The organism is Clostridium zhoujianii (assembly GCF_051590805.1).
GTDB lineage: Bacteria > Bacillota > Clostridia > Clostridiales > Clostridiaceae > Clostridium.
Genome location: NZ_JBPUTF010000001.1, coordinates 243,126 through 261,726, shown reverse-complemented (window position 1 = coordinate 261,726; position 18,601 = coordinate 243,126). Strand labels below are relative to the sequence as shown.

The following is an 18,601-nucleotide window of genomic DNA, read 5'->3' as shown; positions in this document are numbered from 1 at the left end:
ATAATTTATAATAAAAAAATCAAGTAAAATACATTACTTGACTTTAATATATATATATACATTATTATCCTTCTACCACCAAAGATACGAACTATTTAAAGCAGCTACTTTTTCAGCATAGTCTGAATAATTTGCATATGTCTTAAATTTATTCCCAGCAGTATTTTCAGCTTTAAATTTACTTGCTGATTGTACTCCTATTGTATAATAACTAGATTCTTTTCTCTCAGCTGCAACACTAGTTTCAGTTCTTAAAAACCCCCCGCTATACTTATTAGTTACTTTATAAGTGTATTTAATCAAATTTCCTTTTGTATATCCTACAGCTACATTATGCGTTAGGTATCCATTTTTTTTATCATTTGCAAGAGGAGAACTCCCTTTAGGTCCACTAATTGTATAATCATGTGAATATGTGAATCCAACATTCACCTTAATTCCATATATTGTTTTATTTGCACCTAATGATAGACCTATTGTATTCCTTTTAGCAGCATCTTTTGGAACCATTCCATCTGCCTTTGCAGTAAGTAATACATTCTCTTTAACAGTCTCAGTACTAGCCAATGTCCAAACCTCTCCATCAGCCCTTGATTTTTCACTTTGCCTCATGATTTCAGCCTGAATTCTTTCATCTTCTTCCTTTGCGTCAAAATAAACAACATTACTAGGTGAAATAACCTCTTCTTTTTTTTCTTTTGCTGAGGCAACTCTTCCTCCCATTACAGTAGTAATAACTAATGTGCCCACCAAAAATTTGCTTAAAATACTTTTAATCCTCATGAAATATCCTCCTTTTTTTGCCATTTTATCATATATTTAATATTTTTACAATAATATTACTTTTTTCTGTAATTATCTATTTCATGCTTAAATATTCCCATATATACTATAACTAAGGTATTCATTAGGACTATTAATCCTTTGATTTTACTAAATTCAATTTTTGTAAAGATAAAGATTCTAACAATTTTTATAATGTTTTTGGTCTTAAAATAAAGTATTTAGTTTATTAATTCTCACTATTTAAATATAAAAGGCCAATTTCCAGTAGATAATCCGAAAATTAGCCTTTTTACTTGGCTCATAGTCTTTTTTATAAAATTAATTTTATTTAATATTATTTTTATAATCAAAGATAAAAATCACCTTTTATAATCTAGCCTTTTATGGTAATATATGTTTTATATTGTAATTATATCTAGGAGGCTTTTATGAAAAAAATTGCAGTTCCACTTATAACATTAGCATTATTATTTTCTGGTTGTTCTCAACAAAATCAGCTAACAAATGAAGATACTACTTCTAATATAGCTGAAAATGAGCCCTTTACAAAATCATCAAATATAGAGGAACGATATAATCTAGTAGATAAAGAAAATTTAAAATATGAAATAAATAAATCAGATTATTATTTTTATGAAACTGAGACTAGCTTTGTCCATAGTGCAGCATTATCTCAAATTCCTAATATTGATGATAAGACTTATGGAGAAATTTTAACTTCTTATACATATGCAAGTGAAATAAATTCTACTAACATTCCTTATGAAAAAGCAATATCATTGGCCAAATCATTATTGCCAAATGATATAAAAGAAGAAAGAATTAAACATGATTCTTATACAGATAAGTATTTTATAATATATTCATCAAGTGTTGGTACCTTTGTGCTTGGACTAGTTCCTGAATATCAACCAAATTCTACTAATCTTCCATTACCCTCTAGAAATATAGTTGGTATTGACTATATGAAAGAGATTATAAACTAATAATATCTCATTGGCTTTACTGATTTCCCTAAATCCAATTTTAATAAATAGCAAAAGCCAATGAATATAGATCATTGGCTTCTTAATTAAGATAAAAGCATTTTCAAATATATTCAAAATGCTTTTACTATCTTTATGTTTAATAACAAAATAGTATCCTTCTACTTTATTAGTGCTACCCCTTATATTTTTTTATTTATACTACAATATAGTATCCTATATCAAAAAACTTAAACTACATATTAGAATACTAGCAATAATTAATGATATTTTAAAAATAGTTATTGAAAAAGGTTTTTTAATAGATTTCATATCCCTTTCAAACTTTGTAACACCTTCATTATCTATAACAGTAAATTGTGAATTACTACTATTCCTAGAATTAAAATATAGTCCTGTTGCTCCAACTCCAGCCCCAAAAATTAAGCTTATTATTAATACTAAAATCCCTTCTCCAAACAGTACATTATTAAGTGAATACCCTTTAATCCTACTTACACTTATTGAAATAACTATTAAAAATAAGGAACAAACTATTACATAAGTAATACATTTTAATACTTTTAATTTCTTTTCCCTATTCATCTTTCCTCCAAGAATTAAATTTAATATTACTTTAAATTTTATCCTAATATTCAATATTTATCTATACATTTAATATTCCCACTGATTTATACTAAAATTACAGAGTCTTATTAACTTTAATATTGCTTTTGTTGTACCAATAGATATTGATATTCTCAAGGAAGCTGTTATAATTTAAAATATACCGTTATTAACCATTTATTATTAAAATATACTTTTTAGATTATTTTATACAATTTGTAATTACTTTATATTTTTTAATACTCTTTCGGAGGTGTTTATGAATAATAAATTAAATCAACTTGCTTCATTAATTTTATTTGCTTTAATATTATTTATACCTATATATTTTGAAATAATTGATAGTGATTTTGCAACTTTTTGTCTCTTTATTCTTCTAGGTTTCTTTAATTTCTTAAATTCCTATTTTGAATTTAAGAAAAATAATAAAAAAATTTCTTTATCTTATAGTATAAGTGGCCTGATTATTTCTTTTTATGCTATATTTTCATTAATTTGACTTCGTTAAAAATATTTTTACAAAGTCAAATTTCCTAATTCTTTTATACTATTGGAGGGTCTGGAAAGTATACAAATCAAAGATTTAAATATTTTTCTTAAACTATTATTCCTACTTTCTTAACTCCCTAGTTTCCCTTAAAAGTTCTGTATACTCTTTACTCAACTTCTCCTTCTCTAACAAATCTTTCTCAAAAGATAGTCTAGAAATAACCTCCGAAACCCTATTCTCAAGTAGAAATAATCTTTCTCTTCTTTCACGCTCACTAAAATTCTCTTCCTTTTTATTAGCCTCATTTTCTTTAGCATTAATATACTCATCATAAGTGCCACTAAAGGTATTTATTTTACTATCCTTTATTTCAATAATATAATTACATACCTTAGAAATAAAATGTCTATCATGAGAAATCATCACTACTGTTTTATCCGTATTATTAAGAGCATTCTCCAAGGCTTCAATTGATTTTATATCTAAATAATTAGTAGGTTCATCTAAAATTAAAGTATTATTATCACTTAAAAGAACCTTACATAGTGCAGCTTTAACCTTCTCCCCACCACTTAATACTGAAATCTTCTTAAATACTGTATCTCCTTTAAATCCAAAACCATCAAGACTTATTCTAATAAAACTTTCCTCATAAGAGCTTGTTTCCTTCATATTATCTAATATTGATTTATCCTTATCTAAAATATCTTGCTCTTGATCAAAATAACCAATAGAGATATACTTTGAAAGACTTATATTTTCGCTATTATTCTCTAGAATCTTTCTAATTAAAGTAGTCTTTCCAGAACCATTCTCCCCAATAATAGCCACTCTTTTTCCATTTTTAACTATAAAATCTCCTTCTTTTATAAGAAGCTTATCATCAATTGATAAGTTTAACTTCTTCACATTAATAACGGTTTTAGAAATCATTTCACTACCCTTATTAACTTTTATCCTAATATCCTTACTTACAGAAGGTTTTTCCTTAACTTCTAAGTGATCAATTCTAGCCTTTAAAGCCTTTATATTTCCATCAATATTCCTCTTTGATCTTTGGTCCCCCATCTTATGAAGTCTTGCTTCTGAATTACCCATTCTCCTTGGAGTTTTTCTAATAGAATCTCTATTATTTTCTTTTCCTATTATAGCTTTTTGAAGCCTCTTCTTCTCTAGAATATATTTATCATATTCCCTTCCTTCTACTTCCTTTTCCTCAGCCTTAAGCTCCATATATTTAGAATAATTCCCCTTATATAATTTAACCTTCCCCTTATCTATCTCCAAAATGTTATTGCAAAGCTTATCTAAAAACTCCCTATCATGAGAGACTAATAATAAAGCTCCTTTATATTCACTTATAAGCTTTTCAATATTTTTAATACTATCTGAATCTAGATTAGCAGTTGGCTCATCAGCAATTAGAATACTACTATTAGAACTTAGAGCTTCATTAATCCTAAGTTTTATCTTTTCCCCACCAGATAAAAAATCATTATACTCATCTGGAACTCTTAATATCTTTTTTAATTTTCCATCCTTTGAACTTCCACAAAAGTCTTCACTTTGGCTAATATATGAATAGCTTTTAGTTAAATAAACCTGCCCTTCATCAACCTCTACCTTACCTAAAATAATATTAATAAGAGTTGTCTTACCTGCTCCGTTCTCACCAATAATTCCAATTCTTTCATTATCTAGTATCTCTAAGCTATCTATATCTAAGATTAATCTATCTCCATAATACTTTTTAACTTTATCTAATTTAATTAATTCCATAAAAAAATCCCTCCTAAAATCTTAGAAGAGAGTATGTTTATTCCGCAAAAAGGCATAGTGTCCCTGTAGAATAATTTACTCTCTTAAATTTCAAGCACAACAAAAGCCCTAGTTTATAGGTTCTTTTTAACAAAGTGATTCTTAGCTTTAGGTGGAGTTTTCTCAATAGGAATACCCTCTCCACCTGGAGCTTAGAAGAACTAGTCCAGGCGCGTAACAGTGCTTAGCTCCCACTTTATAGAAGATAGGAGTGTTAGCAATGGTAGCGATCGGATAAATTAATATTTACCTTGTTGTACTTAATTCATAAAAGTGTAAATTATATTCTCATTGTTGAAACTACCTCTGCCTTTCTTTTATTTATTTTATTATATCATACTAATACTTAAAATATACATTAAACTTTTCTCATTAAACATTATACGCGCTATATATAGAGAGAATCTATTATGTTGTCAATTTCCCCCACTGCTTTTTCTATAGCATTCTGGCGTTGCTCTTTTGTTGTTCCTGTATAATCTACCTTCAGTTCTTTAACCTTTTTTATTCCTATAACCTTCATTATACTTGATATATAGTTTTCTCCCTTATCCATAATAAAGTCTAACATCCAAGGTATATTCCCACCTGATGATTGTATATAAACCAATGATCTATCTACATCATCAAGTAGACCTTTTGGCTTTTTCCCCTCTTCTAAGGAAATAGTTTTTCCATCTTGTACTATACAATCTATATATTCTTTTAAAGGTGCTGGAAAGGATAAGCTCCACATAGGTGCTGCTATTACATACATCTGTGCACTTATAAATTGATCACATAATTCTCTGATTCTTTGTATTTCTTTCTGTGACTCCTCAGGCAATTTCTTTGCAGCTTCCTCGTTAATTAAACAATTTCTATCCTCAAAATATTTATATTCTAATCTTGGAATATGTTCCTTATATAAGTCTACCTCTTCCACCTCAAAATCCTTGTATTTTGCCAAAAACTTATTTATAAATTCTCTAGCAACTGTTTTTGATGATGATAACTCTTCTGGCTTTGAGTTAACACTTATATACAATAATTTTTTCTTCATAATTCCACCTCAAACTATTATTTTAATTATAGTTATTATTTGAATTATGTAATAAATTATTCGATTTTTTTATTATCTATTTATTGATTGAGCCATTTTAAAATATGTATGTCTTTTTCCTCTAACTGTTATTGATAAAGCCATTATATTTTCAGGATCTGCCATTCTTCCATATCCACCATCTCCAATATGATGAATATCAGCTCCTATTCTTTTATTGCTCATACCAATTAATCTAATAGTTCCTTCATCTGCGCTTTCTTGACTTGTACCAATTGCACTCATTACTAAAGCACCCTTTTCTTTTATCTTCATAACTATATCTGATAATAAATTTTCATTTATCCCTGGAACTGTCCCAACTGCTGGAAGTAAAATTCCGTCTGCACCATTACTCACAAAAGAAAGTATCATCTTCTCATCAACTAATTTTTCTACCATTCCTGCACCATGCATTTTGCCTGCAAAAATTAATCCTGAATAATATTTCTTTGCATTAACTATAGAATTGTTTATTGCTTCATTTGATACACCTGTAGATGGATTTCCTGTTAGACATATAAAATCAACTCCTAATTTTTCTGCCTCACGGAAAGTTTCTATAGTTGCTAGTCTTCCACTAGATAAACTTACTTTTTCATCAATTAAATTAGCACTACTATCTACTGGCTCTAAATTAATACCTACTGGTCTTCCTACAAGATCCTTAATCTTATTTATTGGATTCTCTTCGTCTTTCATCCCATTAATCTTCTTTTCAAATACATCAAACTCATTCAAAAGTATCATATCTGCTCCAAAGGAACTCATAACTTCAGCATTAGTAACCCCCTCTAAAAGTGGTGCAACAGTTACTACTGTTTTTCCTAGAATAGTCCTTCCTTCACTTGCCAATATAGCATTTTTTAATTCTTCTGCTTTCATATTCTTATAATCACTAGCATAACAACTCAATAATCTCTTCATTTCATTCTCTCCTCTTAATTTTTTATCCTTGTAATTTAACTATAACCTGTTCAATCGGTTGCACGTCAAGATTGTTCGTAAAAACTTTTTTTGCTATAATTTTTTAAAGGAGTGAGCTAAGTTGAGTACTATATATGATATTTCAAAAAAATCTGGATTTTCACCATCTACTGTTTCTAGAGCTTTAAATAATAATAGTCGAATTTCACAGGAAACAAGAGATATTATTTTTAAAATAGCTAATGAATTAAATTATGTACCAAACAATAAAGCTATTAGTTTAAGTACTGGTAAAAGCTATACTCTTGGAATTATTATTCCTTATGTGACTTATAATTCTTATTATAGCTCTCTAATTAATTCAATTATTTATGAAAGTTTTAAAAGAAATTATAGGGTTACTTTCTTACCAACTAATTATGATAAAGATACAGAAATTAATTACTTAAAGTTACTCTCTACAAAGGAATTTGATGGGATAATACTCACATCAGCTGCTAATTCCTATGATGTTATTGAGAAATACTTAAAGTATGGACACATAGTAAGCTGTGAAGATACAGGTAGTTCCTCTGTTCCATCTGTAACTTTAGATAAAAGTAACACCTATAAATCTATTTTAGAGATATTAAAGAAGAAGAATATTCACCATGTAGGTTTAACTTTTAGTAGATTACCTAATAGTAGTCTAAATGCTGAAAATACATATTCCACCTTTTCTAAAAATCTAACTAACTTTAGTAAAGAAAATATATTTTCTAATTGTAGATCTTTTGATGATGGCACAAGGGCCGGTGCTTACTTCAGTAGTATTACACCTAAACTTCAATGCATTTTTGCCAATAGTGATGAGATTGCATCAGGAATCTACTGGTATTTTAAAAATAAAGGTTTAGAACTTCCAATTATTATAGGTCAGGATAATTCTTCAACTAGTAAGGTCCTTAATCTATCTACAATCGACTTTCACCTTGAACTTTTAGGAATTGAAGCCCTTAGACTTTGTATTTCTGGAGATAATGAAAGAAAAGTGATTCAAGGGACTTTTGTTGATAGGGATAATTTAAATGACAGGTTTATTTAGTAAACCATTCTATATATCCAAACATATAAAAAACAGGACACCTCTGTCCTGCTTTTAAATTAAATGTGTAGAATTACTCTTGCGAAATTTGGAGACATTTTTAAATGAAACCCGACTCGGATTCCCTCACTTAACACTATCAACCTTATCCCTTCTATCAATACAATATATTGAAGCTATAAAGAATACTAATGCAAATAAAAGCATAGCTCCAAAATTCATCAATATAATATTTAGATCTGCCCCTTGCTGAATATTGTTAACTGCCTCCATTGCCCACCTTGTAGGGGTAAAATATGATAGCTTATCTACAGTGTCTGAAAAATAACTTACAGGTAGGAAACATCCCCCTAAAGCTAAAAAACCAACTAATATAATATTCGATACAATATTTGATAAATCTCTATCTTCTGTTACTGTGCTACAGAAAGTCCCAATAGAAACTGCCACTATAGCAATAAGAGATAGAATTAACATTAGTTGAATACTACTTACTCCTAAATCTACATCAGAAACAAAGTTTATTCCTATAATACTTAATCCAAATAATATAACTAAAAGCATTATAACACTAATAATATTGCTCAAAAAATACTCCCAAGGCTTTACTGTGGATGCCATAACTCTAGTGTAAATATACTGTTCTTTATCTTCATTGATTAATCCAGAACCACTCATAGCTCTGTAAAATGCAAACATTATAATAAAACCTATTAATGATTGAGCATCATTATAGTCTCCCTTTACATCCCTTAAATCCTCTTTAGATATCTTAATAGCTCCTAAATCTTTCTTTTCAACTGAAGTTTTATAACTTTCATAATCTCCATTATTTACTTTAGCTAAATTAGTTAAATTAGAAACTTCAATGCCTAATCCTCTACTAATTAAAGAATATAGTTCTTCTCCTTCTAATCCCTTTACTATAACTCCTTCTTTATTTCCCTTTAGCACATTATCCTGAAAATCTTTAGTAAATATAATAGCAAGATTTATATCTTTTGCAGAAAACTTCTCATCTAATTCCTTCTCACTATTAACTTTTATTATTTCAAGAACCTCATCATCCTTAAGAGAATCAATAATTCTACTTGATGTAAATGAACTACTATTATCAACAACCCCTACTTTAATTGGCTTTCCCCCTGTATTCATAACTTTAAACATGAAAAGAGTAACTACTAAAGGTAGTATAATCATCAATAAACTATATATTGGCTTTTTAATTATGAGTATCCTTAGATTATTTTTTACTAATGTAACTATTCTCCTCATGAAATCCTCTTCTCCCTTCTAAGTCCTAGATATAAAACTGCTAATAATACTAGAGTAAAACCTAAATTTATAATTAAACTAACATTTAGATAATCATACTTACCTTCATAAGCCACTTGGAATACACCCTTATTAATCCATCTTAATGGTGATATATTAGTGACCTTTTCAAAAATCCCCCCTGCGTCTTGAGGCAGTGATATATAAGATCCTCCTAAAAACGATAAAAGAGGTATTACTAATCCCTGTAGAAATAAGGTTGCCTTGTCCCTTTGCTTAATTAAATAACCTACAACGGTCCCTAAGGTAACCATCATAAGCAAAAAGGCTGATATATATGCCCAGGTCAAGAATGGATTGCTTCCCCATTTTGATCCCATAACAAATACTGAAAATATACATCCAGGAATGAAAATTATTATACCTAAAATAAAGCTAGAAATTATTCTTCCAATAAAATACTTAAATTCAGAAACACCAGATAAAGCAATTCTTTCCTTTAGATTACGACTTCTATCTAATCCAATTAAACCTATTGGAAATAATGTGGCATAAAATATCATCATTGTTAATTCAACAACTCCATAATACTGATAGGAATTTGGAGCATCTTCTTTTTTCACAAGACTTATTTCAACTTCATCATTAAAACTATTTTCGTCCATTAATAATTCCCCTGCTTTTGCAGGATTAACCTTGTACATTTCCTTAATTGATGAAGAAGTATCACTATATGATTTTAAGAAAGATAGAACCATTCCTCCATCCTTTATAGTCTTATCTGAATAATAAACCTTAATTCTTTCCTCTTCTAAAAGTAAAAATACTTCTCTATCTTTTTCAACTCTATCTTTCCCCTCTTCAATAGAACCTACTTCTTTTAAATTAATTTCTTCACCTTCTAAATGTTTTTTCATATCACTTATTATCTCTTTATTACCTTCCTCAGTATAATAGGAAATATTAATACTCTTCTTTTCAGTAGTATCTATCATAGCTCCAGATAACATTGATCCTAATAAAATCATTAAAAATATTGTAAATAAAGAATTAAATAAAACCCAATTTGTTTGTCTTAGTTGAGCTTTTAATCCCTGTTTTATAATTGGAAACATTATTTTTCACCTACTCCCTTAAACTTCTTCCTGTTAAAGTTAAGAATACTGTTTCTAAAGTAACCTCTCTATAGCCAATATTATTTATACTTATTTCATTTTGAGTGAAATAGTTAATAATTTTATCTAGGTTATTTCCATCCTTAGATGTATTTATAGTAATTAAATTTTCATCTTGATATACTGATAATACTCCTTTTACATTTTTTAGCTCACTAATATTAACCTCATCATAGGAATTTAAAGTTAAGGTTAAAGTCTTTTTATCATCAACAATATTTTTAAGCTCATCCTTATCACCTTCAACAATAACTTTTCCATGATCAATTATTGCTATCTTGCTACAGATAGTCTCTATCTCCTCCATGTAGTGAGATGTATATATAATTGTAGCTCCTTCTCTATTTAATCTTTTTATAGATTCTAATATATGATTTCTTGACTGTGCATCTATTCCAACTGTAGGCTCATCCATAATAATTATTTTAGGACTATGAACTATTGCACAAGCAATATTTAATCTTCTAAGCATCCCTCCAGAGTATTCCTTTGCCCTTTTATTTTTAACTTCTGTAAGTCCTACAAATTCTAAAGCTTTGTCTACTGCGGACTTTAATTCCTTACCTCTTAGTCCATAAATCTCACCAAAGAAGTTTAGATTTTCCTTTGCAGTAAAGTCCTTATATAGAGCAATACTTTGTGGAACTAATCCAATTTTTCTTTTTAAAGATACATCATTATCCTTTATGCTTTTTCCAAAAATTTTAACATCCCCATCTGTTGGCTTTGTTAATCCACAAATAGTACTAATTGTAGTACTTTTACCTGCTCCATTAGGACCAAGTAATCCGTAAATTTCCCCCTCTTCAATATCTAATGATATATTGTCAACTGCTAAAAAGTCCCCGTACTTCTTAACTAATCCTTCAATTTCTATTACTTTCATAAAAAATTCCCCCTTTCTTACTTCATAATATTAGTATATAAAAAAGACCCTCCTACAAAATGTAGAAAAGGTCATAAACTACCCCTGACTAAAGTCATATAATTTCTCCAGTATAATAATAAACTGCTATTTGGGTTCTATGCTTAAGGCTTGTCTTATTTAATATTGAAGTAATATAGTTCTTAACTGTTCCCTCTGAAATAAAAAGATTATTACCTATTTCCTTATTACTTAATCCCTTAGCAACAGCTTCTATAACTTCTAATTCTCTTTCCGTAAAAAGCTTTCTATTAATATTTCCCTTTGGCTTATCACTTCCAAGGTCTTTAAATCTCCTTAAAATATCATCTTGGATTACAGAGTTACCTCTGTATACCATCTTTATTGTATCTATAATTTTATCTGGTGTGTTATTTTTAAGAATATATCCACAAGCTCCATTTTTCAAGGATTTCTCTATGTACTCATCTTCATCAAAGGTTGTTAATATAATAAACTTTGTTTTATATCCTCTTCTATTAGCCTCTATTAGAGTATCTACCCCATTAAGTACAGGCATCCTTATATCTACTAAAACAATATCTAAAGTATTACCCTCTAAGTATTTAAGTAGCTCTTGTCCATTTGAAAATATTTCTTCAACTATAATTTCCTCATCAGAATTAATAATTATCTTTAAACTTTCTCTAATTAAAGCATCATCATCAACTACTCCAACTCTAATATCCATACTTATCTCCTTCAACTGGTAAAATCATAATAGCAGTAAAGCCTCTACTTCCATCTAATATAAGATTCCCTCTAGTTTTAATTAATCTTTCTTCTAAATTCTGTAGTCCCATTCCCTTCTTAATTCTAGAACTACCTATCCCATCATCCTTTACCTCTACTTTTATAATTTTATTTAATACTTCTATATTCATCCTTATTTTCTTACCCTTAGAATACTTAATTGAATTTGTAGATAATTCTCTAATCCCCTCCGTAATAAGAAACCATTGATTTGCTCCTATAACATCTAAGTTCCCTTCAGAAGTTAAGAAATATCTAATATCAGTACCTTTAATCTTATCTTCTAATAGTAATCTAATTTTATTAACCCCAAGTTCTTCAGAGGGTGGCTTAATTTCCCTAAGAGTAACCCTTATATCTTCCATACCACTTCTTAAAAGTTTTGAAATATTACCTATCATCTCTATAGCCTTTTTATTACCATCATTTTTAATTACTATTCCAAGAGCTTCAAGTTGCAAAAGAGATCCAGCTAAAATATGCCCAACCTTATCATGCATTTTCCCCGATAGATCATTTCTTTCCTGTAACTTTAAAGTTTGAACTTCTTGATCCTTATATTTCTCTATTGATATTATCCTTGAGTTAAGACTATTAACTGTTTCTCTATTCTTATCCCACTGATTTTCTAAAAATATTATTCTATGATTTTGTTTAGTTATATAAAGTAGCAATAATAAAGATAATGTACTTATAAGTAATAGCTCTAAAAAGTTATTTGCTTTATATATAAGAAATGCTGTTGCAGGTATTAGGCCTAATGAAGGATAGCCTATCCCCTTTAGAATAATTAAGTATTCTCCTATTGTGTATGCTGCTAGTATTATAGCTTCCTTTGAATATATAAGTCCAAGTCCCATAGAAATCATAAATGTTACTAATAAAATAATCCCCCTGATTTTCATAGGCACTACATAAACAAGAATTGATAAGGAAAATATGATTAATATAGTACAAACAATAATCCATGGATTATATCCTTTTGTTATTGAGACTATTCCTACATATGCTATTAATAAGAACTTAATTACTATGTTAAAATCTTTAAATATAATAAGCCCCCCTTATATTCTTAAAATCCAAGAATATTATACCATAATGAGTTATTTACAACATAATTTTACATATATCTATTTCTTTCATTAAAATCACAAAAAGACAGCGGAATAACCCACTGCCTTTTATAATTAAAATTATTTAACCATATGTCTAACAAATTCAAAAGGTTTATAAATCATTAATCTTGGTCCCGAAAATTTCATAACCTCTTTAATTCTTTCTTTCATATCCTTCTTATAGCAATGAATAGGACACTTACTACAAGAAGACTTTTCATCTCCAAACTTGCAATAACTCAATCTTTTATGTGCATACTCTAAAAGTTCATTGCACTCTTCACATCTCTCTGAGTTGCACTTATGTTTTTTATCACAATAAAGATTAATCATAAGCTCTACCACTTCTTTTTCCTTATTAATTCTTTTACCAGGTTCCTTTATTGTCTCAATCCTAAAGAAGAAATAATAGTACTTACTTATAGCAACAACTATTATTAAAATCTTAACATGCCAGCTATCTATTATAAATAATGGAAATGCTAACATAAAATCTGCAAATAATAATATAGTTATTTTTTGCTTTAAAGTCATGGATCTATTTTTCACAAAGCTTTCTAAATGCTTCTTATAGATCTTTGTCCCCTTAAACCAATTATCAAAACGTTCTGATCCCTTAACAAAACATACTGATGTTAGTAATAAAAATGGTGTTGTAGGTAGTACTGGCAGTATTATCCCAATAATCCCAAAAACAAGTGATATACATCCAACAATTATAAAAATTCCCTTTTTAATTTTATTCATAATTTTATTCTGGCTAAAGCCTACATTCCATAGACTTCACTCCCTAGCCTCCTTAACTAATTTCTTCTAATCTCTTATTTTCTAGCTTTAAAGTTCTAGAACAAATTGAGGTTGTAGAATTTCTATGAGTTATTAAAATTATAGTTTTATCTCCACAGTTTTCTCTTATAGATTTTAGAATTGCTCCTTCATTTAAAGTATCTAAGTTACTTGTAGGCTCATCTAATATCATAATATCCCCATCTCTCAAAAATGCTCTAGCTAGTCCAATTCTTTGCTTTTCACCTGATGAGAAATTACCTCCAAGCTCTCCTGCTTTAGTTTCATATCCATTAGGTAAAGTTTCAATAAATTCATGTATTGATGCTTTCTTAGCTGCCTCAATTACTTCTTCTCTAGTAGCATCCATTTTAGCTAACTTAATATTTTCTTCGATTGTTTCATTAAAAAGATAAGTCTCTTGGCTCATTAATACTTCAGCTTTTCTAAGTCCATAAGTTGAAATATCCTTAACATTCTTTTTCCCTATTGTAATTTCCCCATTGTTTACATAGAAGAATCTCATAAGTAGCTTAACTAGTGTACTTTTACCACTTCCACTTTCACCTATTATTGCTACCTTATCCCCCTTCTTAATTTTAAGGTTAATATCTTTTAATATTTCTTCTCTTCCTTTATATCCAAAGTTAACATTATTATATTCAACATCAACATTTTGTAACTCTTCATTTCCTAAAACATCATTTACCTCTGGCTCTTCATCTAAAAGATTAAATAATCTATCAGCTGCTGCAAATGTTTGAAGTAAGTTGTTTGAAAGATTACTTAATGCAACTACTGGTCCAAAGGAGGAAGCTAATATAAATATTGCTAGGATATATCTATCCATTGCTAATGTACCCTTAATTACGAAGTCTCCGCCTACAAATACAAATGAAAGTATTGCAATCATTATAACTGAATCAGAAAAGGCTCTTATCATACCTTCATGAGTTTTAATTTTCTTTTGCTTAAGGTTTAGCTCTTTAGAGTTTCTATTTATCTCATCTCTTCTCTCACCATCAGCCTTATATATAAGTACTTCCTTTAATCCTCTTAAAGAATCTAGAAGATAAGTATTTGTTTCACCAAAGGTTTTTCTATATTCCTCTCCAGCCTTCTTACCATAAATTGATGTAAAGTATGGTATACAAAAACCAACTATAAAGAAGTAAACTCCCCCCATAATTCCAAGAACAGGATTTATCACAAATAGTACTATTGTAATAATTGTATTTGTAATAATAGCTATTGAAATAGGTGCTATAGTATGTGCATAAAAAACTTCAAGTAATTCAATATCAGCTGTAACTAAGGAAACTAAATTACCCTTCCCCATCTTTTCAAGCTTTGCTGGTGCAAGCTTTCTTAAGGCTGTGAATATTTTATCCCTAAGTATTACTAATATCTTAAATGCAATATAGTGACCAGATAATTGTTCAACATATCTAAGGGGCCCTCTAATAACTGCAAATAATATCATAAGTAATATTGCTGTCTTCATAGCTACTCCTAGTGATGATCCTATAAAATCTCCTATTGCAACAGCTCCAAAAGAAGTGATACTTATTGCTGCTAAAAATCCAAGAACTCCAAATGTAACAGTAATGAACATAACAGGTAATAGAGGTTTAAGCTCAAGAATAAGTCTTTTCATTATTTTAAATCCAGATCTTCTTTCCATTACATCACTCCCTTTCCTTCAAGTTCTTCTTGCATTTTAACTAAGTCATAATATTTATTTTCTTTTTTAATTAACTCTTCATGGTTACCTTCTTCAATAAGATTTCCCTTATCTAAAAGATATATCTTGTCCGCATTCTTTACATTTGCAAGCCTATGAGAAATAACTACTAAAGTCTTTTCATTTCTAAGCTTATCAATTGAATTCCAAATTAACTCTTCACTTTCAACATCAATGTTAGATGTAGCTTCATCTAATATCATTATTTCTCTATCAGATAATATTGCTCTAGCAAGTGCAAGTCTTTGTTTTTGACCACCTGATAAAAGTGAACCACCTTCACCAACTAAGGTGTCTAATCCATTATCTAAAGAATCTATAAATTCTTTTAAGTTTGCTATATTAAGAGCTCTATTAATTTCTTCTAAAGTGGCATTCTTCTTACCCATTAATAAGTTATCTCTAATGCTTCCATTAAATATGAAGCTATTAGTTGAGATAATTACCATCTTATCATATAAATCCTTTAAAGCTATTCTGTTTATATTAACTCCATTTAAGGAAATCTGTCCTTCATTAACTTTATAAGTATTTAATAATAGAGAGGCTATTGTACTCTTACCACTACCACTTTCCCCTACTATTGCAGTAAACTTATCCTTTTCTATCTTCATTGAAATATCTTTTAATACTTCTCTTTCACCATCATAACTAAATGAAATATTATCTATATCAATATCTATCTTTTCACTTAGTTCTCTCTTATGATCTTCATTTCTTTCATCTAGCTCTTCTGCATCTAATAATTTAAATATTCTATCACAAGCAGCCATACCATTCATTGCTATATGGAAGAAAGAACCTAAAAGTCTAAGTGGTATAAAGAACTCTGATGAAAGTAATATTATAACTATTGTTCCTGCAAGGGTTACATCCCCATTTTTGAATGCTAGTAGAGTAATTATACTTCCTATTGCTGCTCCACCAAATGCTATTAAATCCATAACATTTATTGAATTTAACTGCATGCTTAAAACCTTCATTGTAATCTTTCTAAAGCTTTCTGCTTCTTCATTCATTTTTACATGTCTTTCTTCATCAATATTAAATACCTTTAAGGTAGTTAATCCTTGAAGATTTTCTAAGAATGTATCTCCTAAATTAGAATAACTTTTCCAATAATCCTTTAAAATTTTCTTAGCTATTCTCATAATTGCTATTATTGATAATGGTATTAAAGGTACGCATACTATAAATACTATTGCAGCCTTTAATGATATAAATGAGAATAAAATAAATAGTGTTATAGGTGCAAGTAATGCATAAATTAATTGAGATAAATACTTTCCAAAATAAACTTCTAACTGCTCAACACCTTCAACTGAAAGCTGCACTGCTGAACCTGTTGATACAAATTTATTATAATTAAGTCCTATCCTTACAAGCTTACTATATATTCCATCTCTAAGTTTTAATTTTACCTGTTCAGAGGCTCTATTAGAAAAATGTCCATAAGATAAATTAGCTATAAATCTAATTATTAATATAATTCCTAGTATTACTAATCTCTTACTTAAAGAACCAACTTCTCCTCCTGTAAAAACCTTACCTATAAATTCTCCTACCATAATTATTATTCCTATATTACACAGAAGAGATATCCAGTTTGCTAGAACTGTCAAAAGAATATACTTCTTTGATTCTTCACAATAGTTGATTAATCTTTTGTTAATCATCATAGTATTTTACCACTCCATTCACTGATAATTTTTTTCAATTACTACCCTATAATATCTTAACTGAAAATCATTGTCAACTGCAAATTTGTATTATCTATATTTAAATCTAATAAAAAAGCCAGATGATATTTCACCTGACTTTTTATTATATTAATTTTATGAAAGCACTTTCTTGGGAGAATAGAAAACTTGTTTTATACTAGAAGCGAGATCACGCGAATTCAACTCTTTTAGTATATAATTTACAGTATGCTCTTTTATTAAATCATATTTATTAAATATTTTAATAGCTGTATTGCAGTCATTGTATACTTTCCAATAACCGCAAAGTAAACATTGTTTTTCTGTGCATTCCATAAAATCTCTAACATCATTAAACGGTATTCCTAAGAATAACCCGAGTTCATGAGGACACTTATATAAATCATATCTTTCCTTTAATTTCTCTAAAGCTAACTCTAAATTCTTTTCTTTTGAATAGCCTAGATTAATTAAAAATTTATGATGTTCCTCTTCAAATATATAGTCCTTTAGTACATCATCATTATAAATTAGTATTATAATTGATTCTTTAGTTTCTCTTAATTCTATATAGTCTAAACCTATTTCTTCTATAAATGATCTTCCATATCTAATCCATTTGCTATAATTATCATCTCCAGTTTTCTTTAATGTAACTGTAGATGCAGTTTTATGTCCTGCCAAAACTGTTGCTGAATTGTATATCAAAAAATTTTCTACATATTCTTTATCATCCATATTTCTTAGCTTACTATAGAATTCGTTAACTTTTGTACACATAGCCTATACCTTTCCTAACTTCTTTCCAAAAGCTATACATTCTTCTTCTGTACTACCTTCTGGTTCATATTGAACTATTAATGGTTCTAGTAGAATGTCTGCACCATAGGATATCATTCTTTCTTCCCATGTTCTCATCCACTCTCCGTCCCCCCATCCATAGGAACCAAAAAGTGCTATTTTCTTTCCTGATACTTTGTTTTTAATTTCTTCTATGAAAGGTTCAAATTCACCCTCTTCTAATACTTCATCACCCATAGCAGGACATCCTAAGATTACAACATCAGTCTCATTAAAAATTTTATCTGATGCTTCATTTACAGTTATAACTTCAGAACTCTTTCCTTCTGATTCTATACCACTTGCAATTAAATTTGCCATCTTTTCTGTATTACCTGTTCCTGACCAATAAACTATTTTCAAATTGACCCCTCCTAGATTTAATTGAAAACTGTTCTCAACTACATATTATCCTAATTGAAAATCATTGTCAATATGTTTTTGAAACTTTTTTCTATTTTTATTCCATCACTACCATTAGTAATTTATTTCTTTTAATAAAACTTCACC

Annotated in this window: 18 protein-coding genes and 1 pseudogene; 3 read left to right on the top strand and 16 right to left on the bottom strand. The window is 28.8% G+C overall.

Going from position 1 to position 18,601, the window contains the following annotated elements; all coding sequences use genetic code 11:
• Positions 1–72 precede the first annotated feature (72 nt).
• Entirely contained in the window at positions 73–783 is a 711-nt protein-coding gene (locus tag ACSYT2_RS01295) for a hypothetical protein (RefSeq protein WP_438382901.1), read from the bottom strand.
• A gap of 431 nt (positions 784–1,214) precedes the next feature.
• Between ACSYT2_RS01295 and ACSYT2_RS01290 the strand changes: the two genes are divergently transcribed.
• Positions 1,215–1,772 (top strand): hypothetical protein, encoded by a 558-nt coding sequence (locus tag ACSYT2_RS01290; RefSeq protein WP_438382899.1) that lies wholly within the window; start codon positions 1,215–1,217, stop codon positions 1,770–1,772.
• A 216-nt stretch (positions 1,773–1,988) separates the two neighbouring features.
• Here the strand turns inward: ACSYT2_RS01290 and ACSYT2_RS01285 are convergent, their stop codons facing one another.
• A complete protein-coding gene (locus ACSYT2_RS01285) occupies positions 1,989–2,357 on the bottom strand; it encodes a hypothetical protein (protein ID WP_438382897.1) in 369 nt (122 codons plus the stop codon).
• 280 nt (positions 2,358–2,637) lie between these two features.
• On the opposite strand from ACSYT2_RS01285, the gene ACSYT2_RS01280 reads away from it, so the two are divergent.
• Entirely contained in the window at positions 2,638–2,877 is a 240-nt protein-coding gene (locus tag ACSYT2_RS01280; protein WP_438382896.1) for a hypothetical protein, read from the top strand.
• 111 nt (positions 2,878–2,988) lie between these two features.
• Here ACSYT2_RS01280 and cplR read toward each other — a convergent pair whose 3' ends face one another.
• The 3 genes from cplR to ACSYT2_RS01265 all read right to left on the bottom strand — a co-directional run bounded on the left by cplR (position 2,989) and on the right by ACSYT2_RS01265 (position 6,694).
• Entirely contained in the window at positions 2,989–4,647 is a 1,659-nt protein-coding gene (gene cplR / locus ACSYT2_RS01275; protein ID WP_438382895.1) for an ABC-F type ribosomal protection protein CplR, read from the bottom strand.
• A 427-nt stretch (positions 4,648–5,074) separates the two neighbouring features.
• Complete coding sequence (locus ACSYT2_RS01270) at positions 5,075–5,728, bottom strand: FMN-dependent NADH-azoreductase (RefSeq protein WP_438382893.1); 654 nt, start codon at positions 5,726–5,728, stop codon at positions 5,075–5,077.
• 72 nt (positions 5,729–5,800) lie between these two features.
• Positions 5,801–6,694, bottom strand: a complete 894-nt coding sequence (locus tag ACSYT2_RS01265; protein WP_438382892.1) for a DUF7916 family protein — start codon at positions 6,692–6,694, stop codon at positions 5,801–5,803.
• A 121-nt stretch (positions 6,695–6,815) separates the two neighbouring features.
• Between ACSYT2_RS01265 and ACSYT2_RS01260 the strand changes: the two genes are divergently transcribed.
• Entirely contained in the window at positions 6,816–7,778 is a 963-nt protein-coding gene (locus tag ACSYT2_RS01260) for a LacI family DNA-binding transcriptional regulator (RefSeq protein ID WP_438382889.1), read from the top strand.
• Between the two features lie 126 nt (positions 7,779–7,904).
• Here the strand turns inward: ACSYT2_RS01260 and ACSYT2_RS01255 are convergent, their stop codons facing one another.
• The 11 genes and pseudogenes from ACSYT2_RS01255 to ACSYT2_RS01205 form a co-directional block, all read right to left on the bottom strand.
• Positions 7,905–9,053: an ABC transporter permease gene (locus ACSYT2_RS01255; protein ID WP_438382887.1), complete on the bottom strand. Its 1,149-nt coding sequence runs from the start codon at positions 9,051–9,053 to the stop codon at positions 7,905–7,907.
• Positions 9,050–10,168, bottom strand: a complete 1,119-nt coding sequence (locus tag ACSYT2_RS01250; protein ID WP_438382886.1) for an ABC transporter permease — start codon at positions 10,166–10,168, stop codon at positions 9,050–9,052. Before ACSYT2_RS01250 ends, ACSYT2_RS01255 begins: the two co-directional genes overlap by 4 nt.
• A 10-nt stretch (positions 10,169–10,178) precedes the next feature.
• Positions 10,179–11,114, bottom strand: a complete 936-nt coding sequence (locus ACSYT2_RS01245) for an ABC transporter ATP-binding protein (protein ID WP_438382884.1) — start codon at positions 11,112–11,114, stop codon at positions 10,179–10,181.
• A gap of 94 nt (positions 11,115–11,208) precedes the next feature.
• Positions 11,209–11,844, bottom strand: coding sequence for a response regulator transcription factor (locus ACSYT2_RS01240; protein WP_430858146.1), 636 nt, complete (start codon positions 11,842–11,844; stop codon positions 11,209–11,211).
• On the bottom strand, positions 11,834–12,811 hold the full coding sequence (locus tag ACSYT2_RS01235) for a sensor histidine kinase (RefSeq protein ID WP_430858145.1): 978 nt from the start codon (positions 12,809–12,811) through the stop codon (positions 11,834–11,836). Before ACSYT2_RS01235 ends, ACSYT2_RS01240 begins: the two co-directional genes overlap by 11 nt.
• 288 nt (positions 12,812–13,099) lie before the next feature.
• Positions 13,100–13,405: a nitrous oxide-stimulated promoter family protein gene (locus ACSYT2_RS01230; protein ID WP_430858217.1), complete on the bottom strand. Its 306-nt coding sequence runs from the start codon at positions 13,403–13,405 to the stop codon at positions 13,100–13,102.
• 18 nt (positions 13,406–13,423) lie between these two features.
• A pseudogene (locus tag ACSYT2_RS01225) lies at positions 13,424–13,768 on the bottom strand (YbaN family protein); the annotation flags it as partial.
• Between the two features lie 52 nt (positions 13,769–13,820).
• Complete coding sequence (gene cydC, locus ACSYT2_RS01220) at positions 13,821–15,491, bottom strand: thiol reductant ABC exporter subunit CydC (protein WP_438382881.1); 1,671 nt, start codon at positions 15,489–15,491, stop codon at positions 13,821–13,823.
• On the bottom strand, positions 15,491–17,230 hold the full coding sequence (locus tag ACSYT2_RS01215) for an ABC transporter ATP-binding protein/permease (RefSeq protein ID WP_438382880.1): 1,740 nt from the start codon (positions 17,228–17,230) through the stop codon (positions 15,491–15,493). The genes cydC and ACSYT2_RS01215 overlap by 1 nt, the downstream gene beginning before the upstream one ends.
• A 156-nt stretch (positions 17,231–17,386) precedes the next feature.
• Positions 17,387–18,031, bottom strand: coding sequence for a DUF3793 family protein (locus ACSYT2_RS01210; RefSeq protein ID WP_430858142.1), 645 nt, complete (start codon positions 18,029–18,031; stop codon positions 17,387–17,389).
• 3 nt (positions 18,032–18,034) lie between these two features.
• The gene (locus ACSYT2_RS01205; RefSeq protein ID WP_438382879.1) at positions 18,035–18,454 is read right to left on the bottom strand and encodes a flavodoxin; all 420 of its coding nucleotides are present in this window, start codon (positions 18,452–18,454) and stop codon (positions 18,035–18,037) included.
• Positions 18,455–18,601 lie beyond the last annotated feature (147 nt).

Excerpts from the sequence above, each read along its gene's own strand:
- cplR (WP_438382895.1), bottom strand. The coding sequence starts at position 4,647 with ATGGAATTAATTAAATTAGATAAAGTTAAAAAGTATTATGGAGATAGA.
- ACSYT2_RS01270 (WP_438382893.1), bottom strand. The coding sequence starts at position 5,728 with ATGAAGAAAAAATTATTGTATATAAGTGTTAACTCAAAGCCAGAAGAG.
- ACSYT2_RS01215 (WP_438382880.1), bottom strand. The coding sequence starts at position 17,230 with ATGATGATTAACAAAAGATTAATCAACTATTGTGAAGAATCAAAGAAG.
- ACSYT2_RS01235 (WP_430858145.1), bottom strand. The coding sequence starts at position 12,811 with ATGAAAATCAGGGGGATTATTTTATTAGTAACATTTATGATTTCTATG.
- ACSYT2_RS01240 (WP_430858146.1), bottom strand. The coding sequence starts at position 11,844 with ATGGATATTAGAGTTGGAGTAGTTGATGATGATGCTTTAATTAGAGAA.
- ACSYT2_RS01295 (WP_438382901.1), bottom strand. The coding sequence starts at position 783 with ATGAGGATTAAAAGTATTTTAAGCAAATTTTTGGTGGGCACATTAGTT.
- ACSYT2_RS01285 (WP_438382897.1), bottom strand. The coding sequence starts at position 2,357 with ATGAATAGGGAAAAGAAATTAAAAGTATTAAAATGTATTACTTATGTA.
- ACSYT2_RS01265 (WP_438382892.1), bottom strand. The coding sequence starts at position 6,694 with ATGAAGAGATTATTGAGTTGTTATGCTAGTGATTATAAGAATATGAAA.
- cydC (WP_438382881.1), bottom strand. The coding sequence starts at position 15,491 with ATGGAAAGAAGATCTGGATTTAAAATAATGAAAAGACTTATTCTTGAG.
- ACSYT2_RS01290 (WP_438382899.1), top strand. The coding sequence starts at position 1,215 with ATGAAAAAAATTGCAGTTCCACTTATAACATTAGCATTATTATTTTCT.
- ACSYT2_RS01250 (WP_438382886.1), bottom strand. The coding sequence starts at position 10,168 with ATGTTTCCAATTATAAAACAGGGATTAAAAGCTCAACTAAGACAAACA.
- ACSYT2_RS01255 (WP_438382887.1), bottom strand. The coding sequence starts at position 9,053 with ATGAGGAGAATAGTTACATTAGTAAAAAATAATCTAAGGATACTCATA.
- ACSYT2_RS01280 (WP_438382896.1), top strand. The coding sequence starts at position 2,638 with ATGAATAATAAATTAAATCAACTTGCTTCATTAATTTTATTTGCTTTA.
- ACSYT2_RS01210 (WP_430858142.1), bottom strand. The coding sequence starts at position 18,031 with ATGTGTACAAAAGTTAACGAATTCTATAGTAAGCTAAGAAATATGGAT.
- ACSYT2_RS01245 (WP_438382884.1), bottom strand. The coding sequence starts at position 11,114 with ATGAAAGTAATAGAAATTGAAGGATTAGTTAAGAAGTACGGGGACTTT.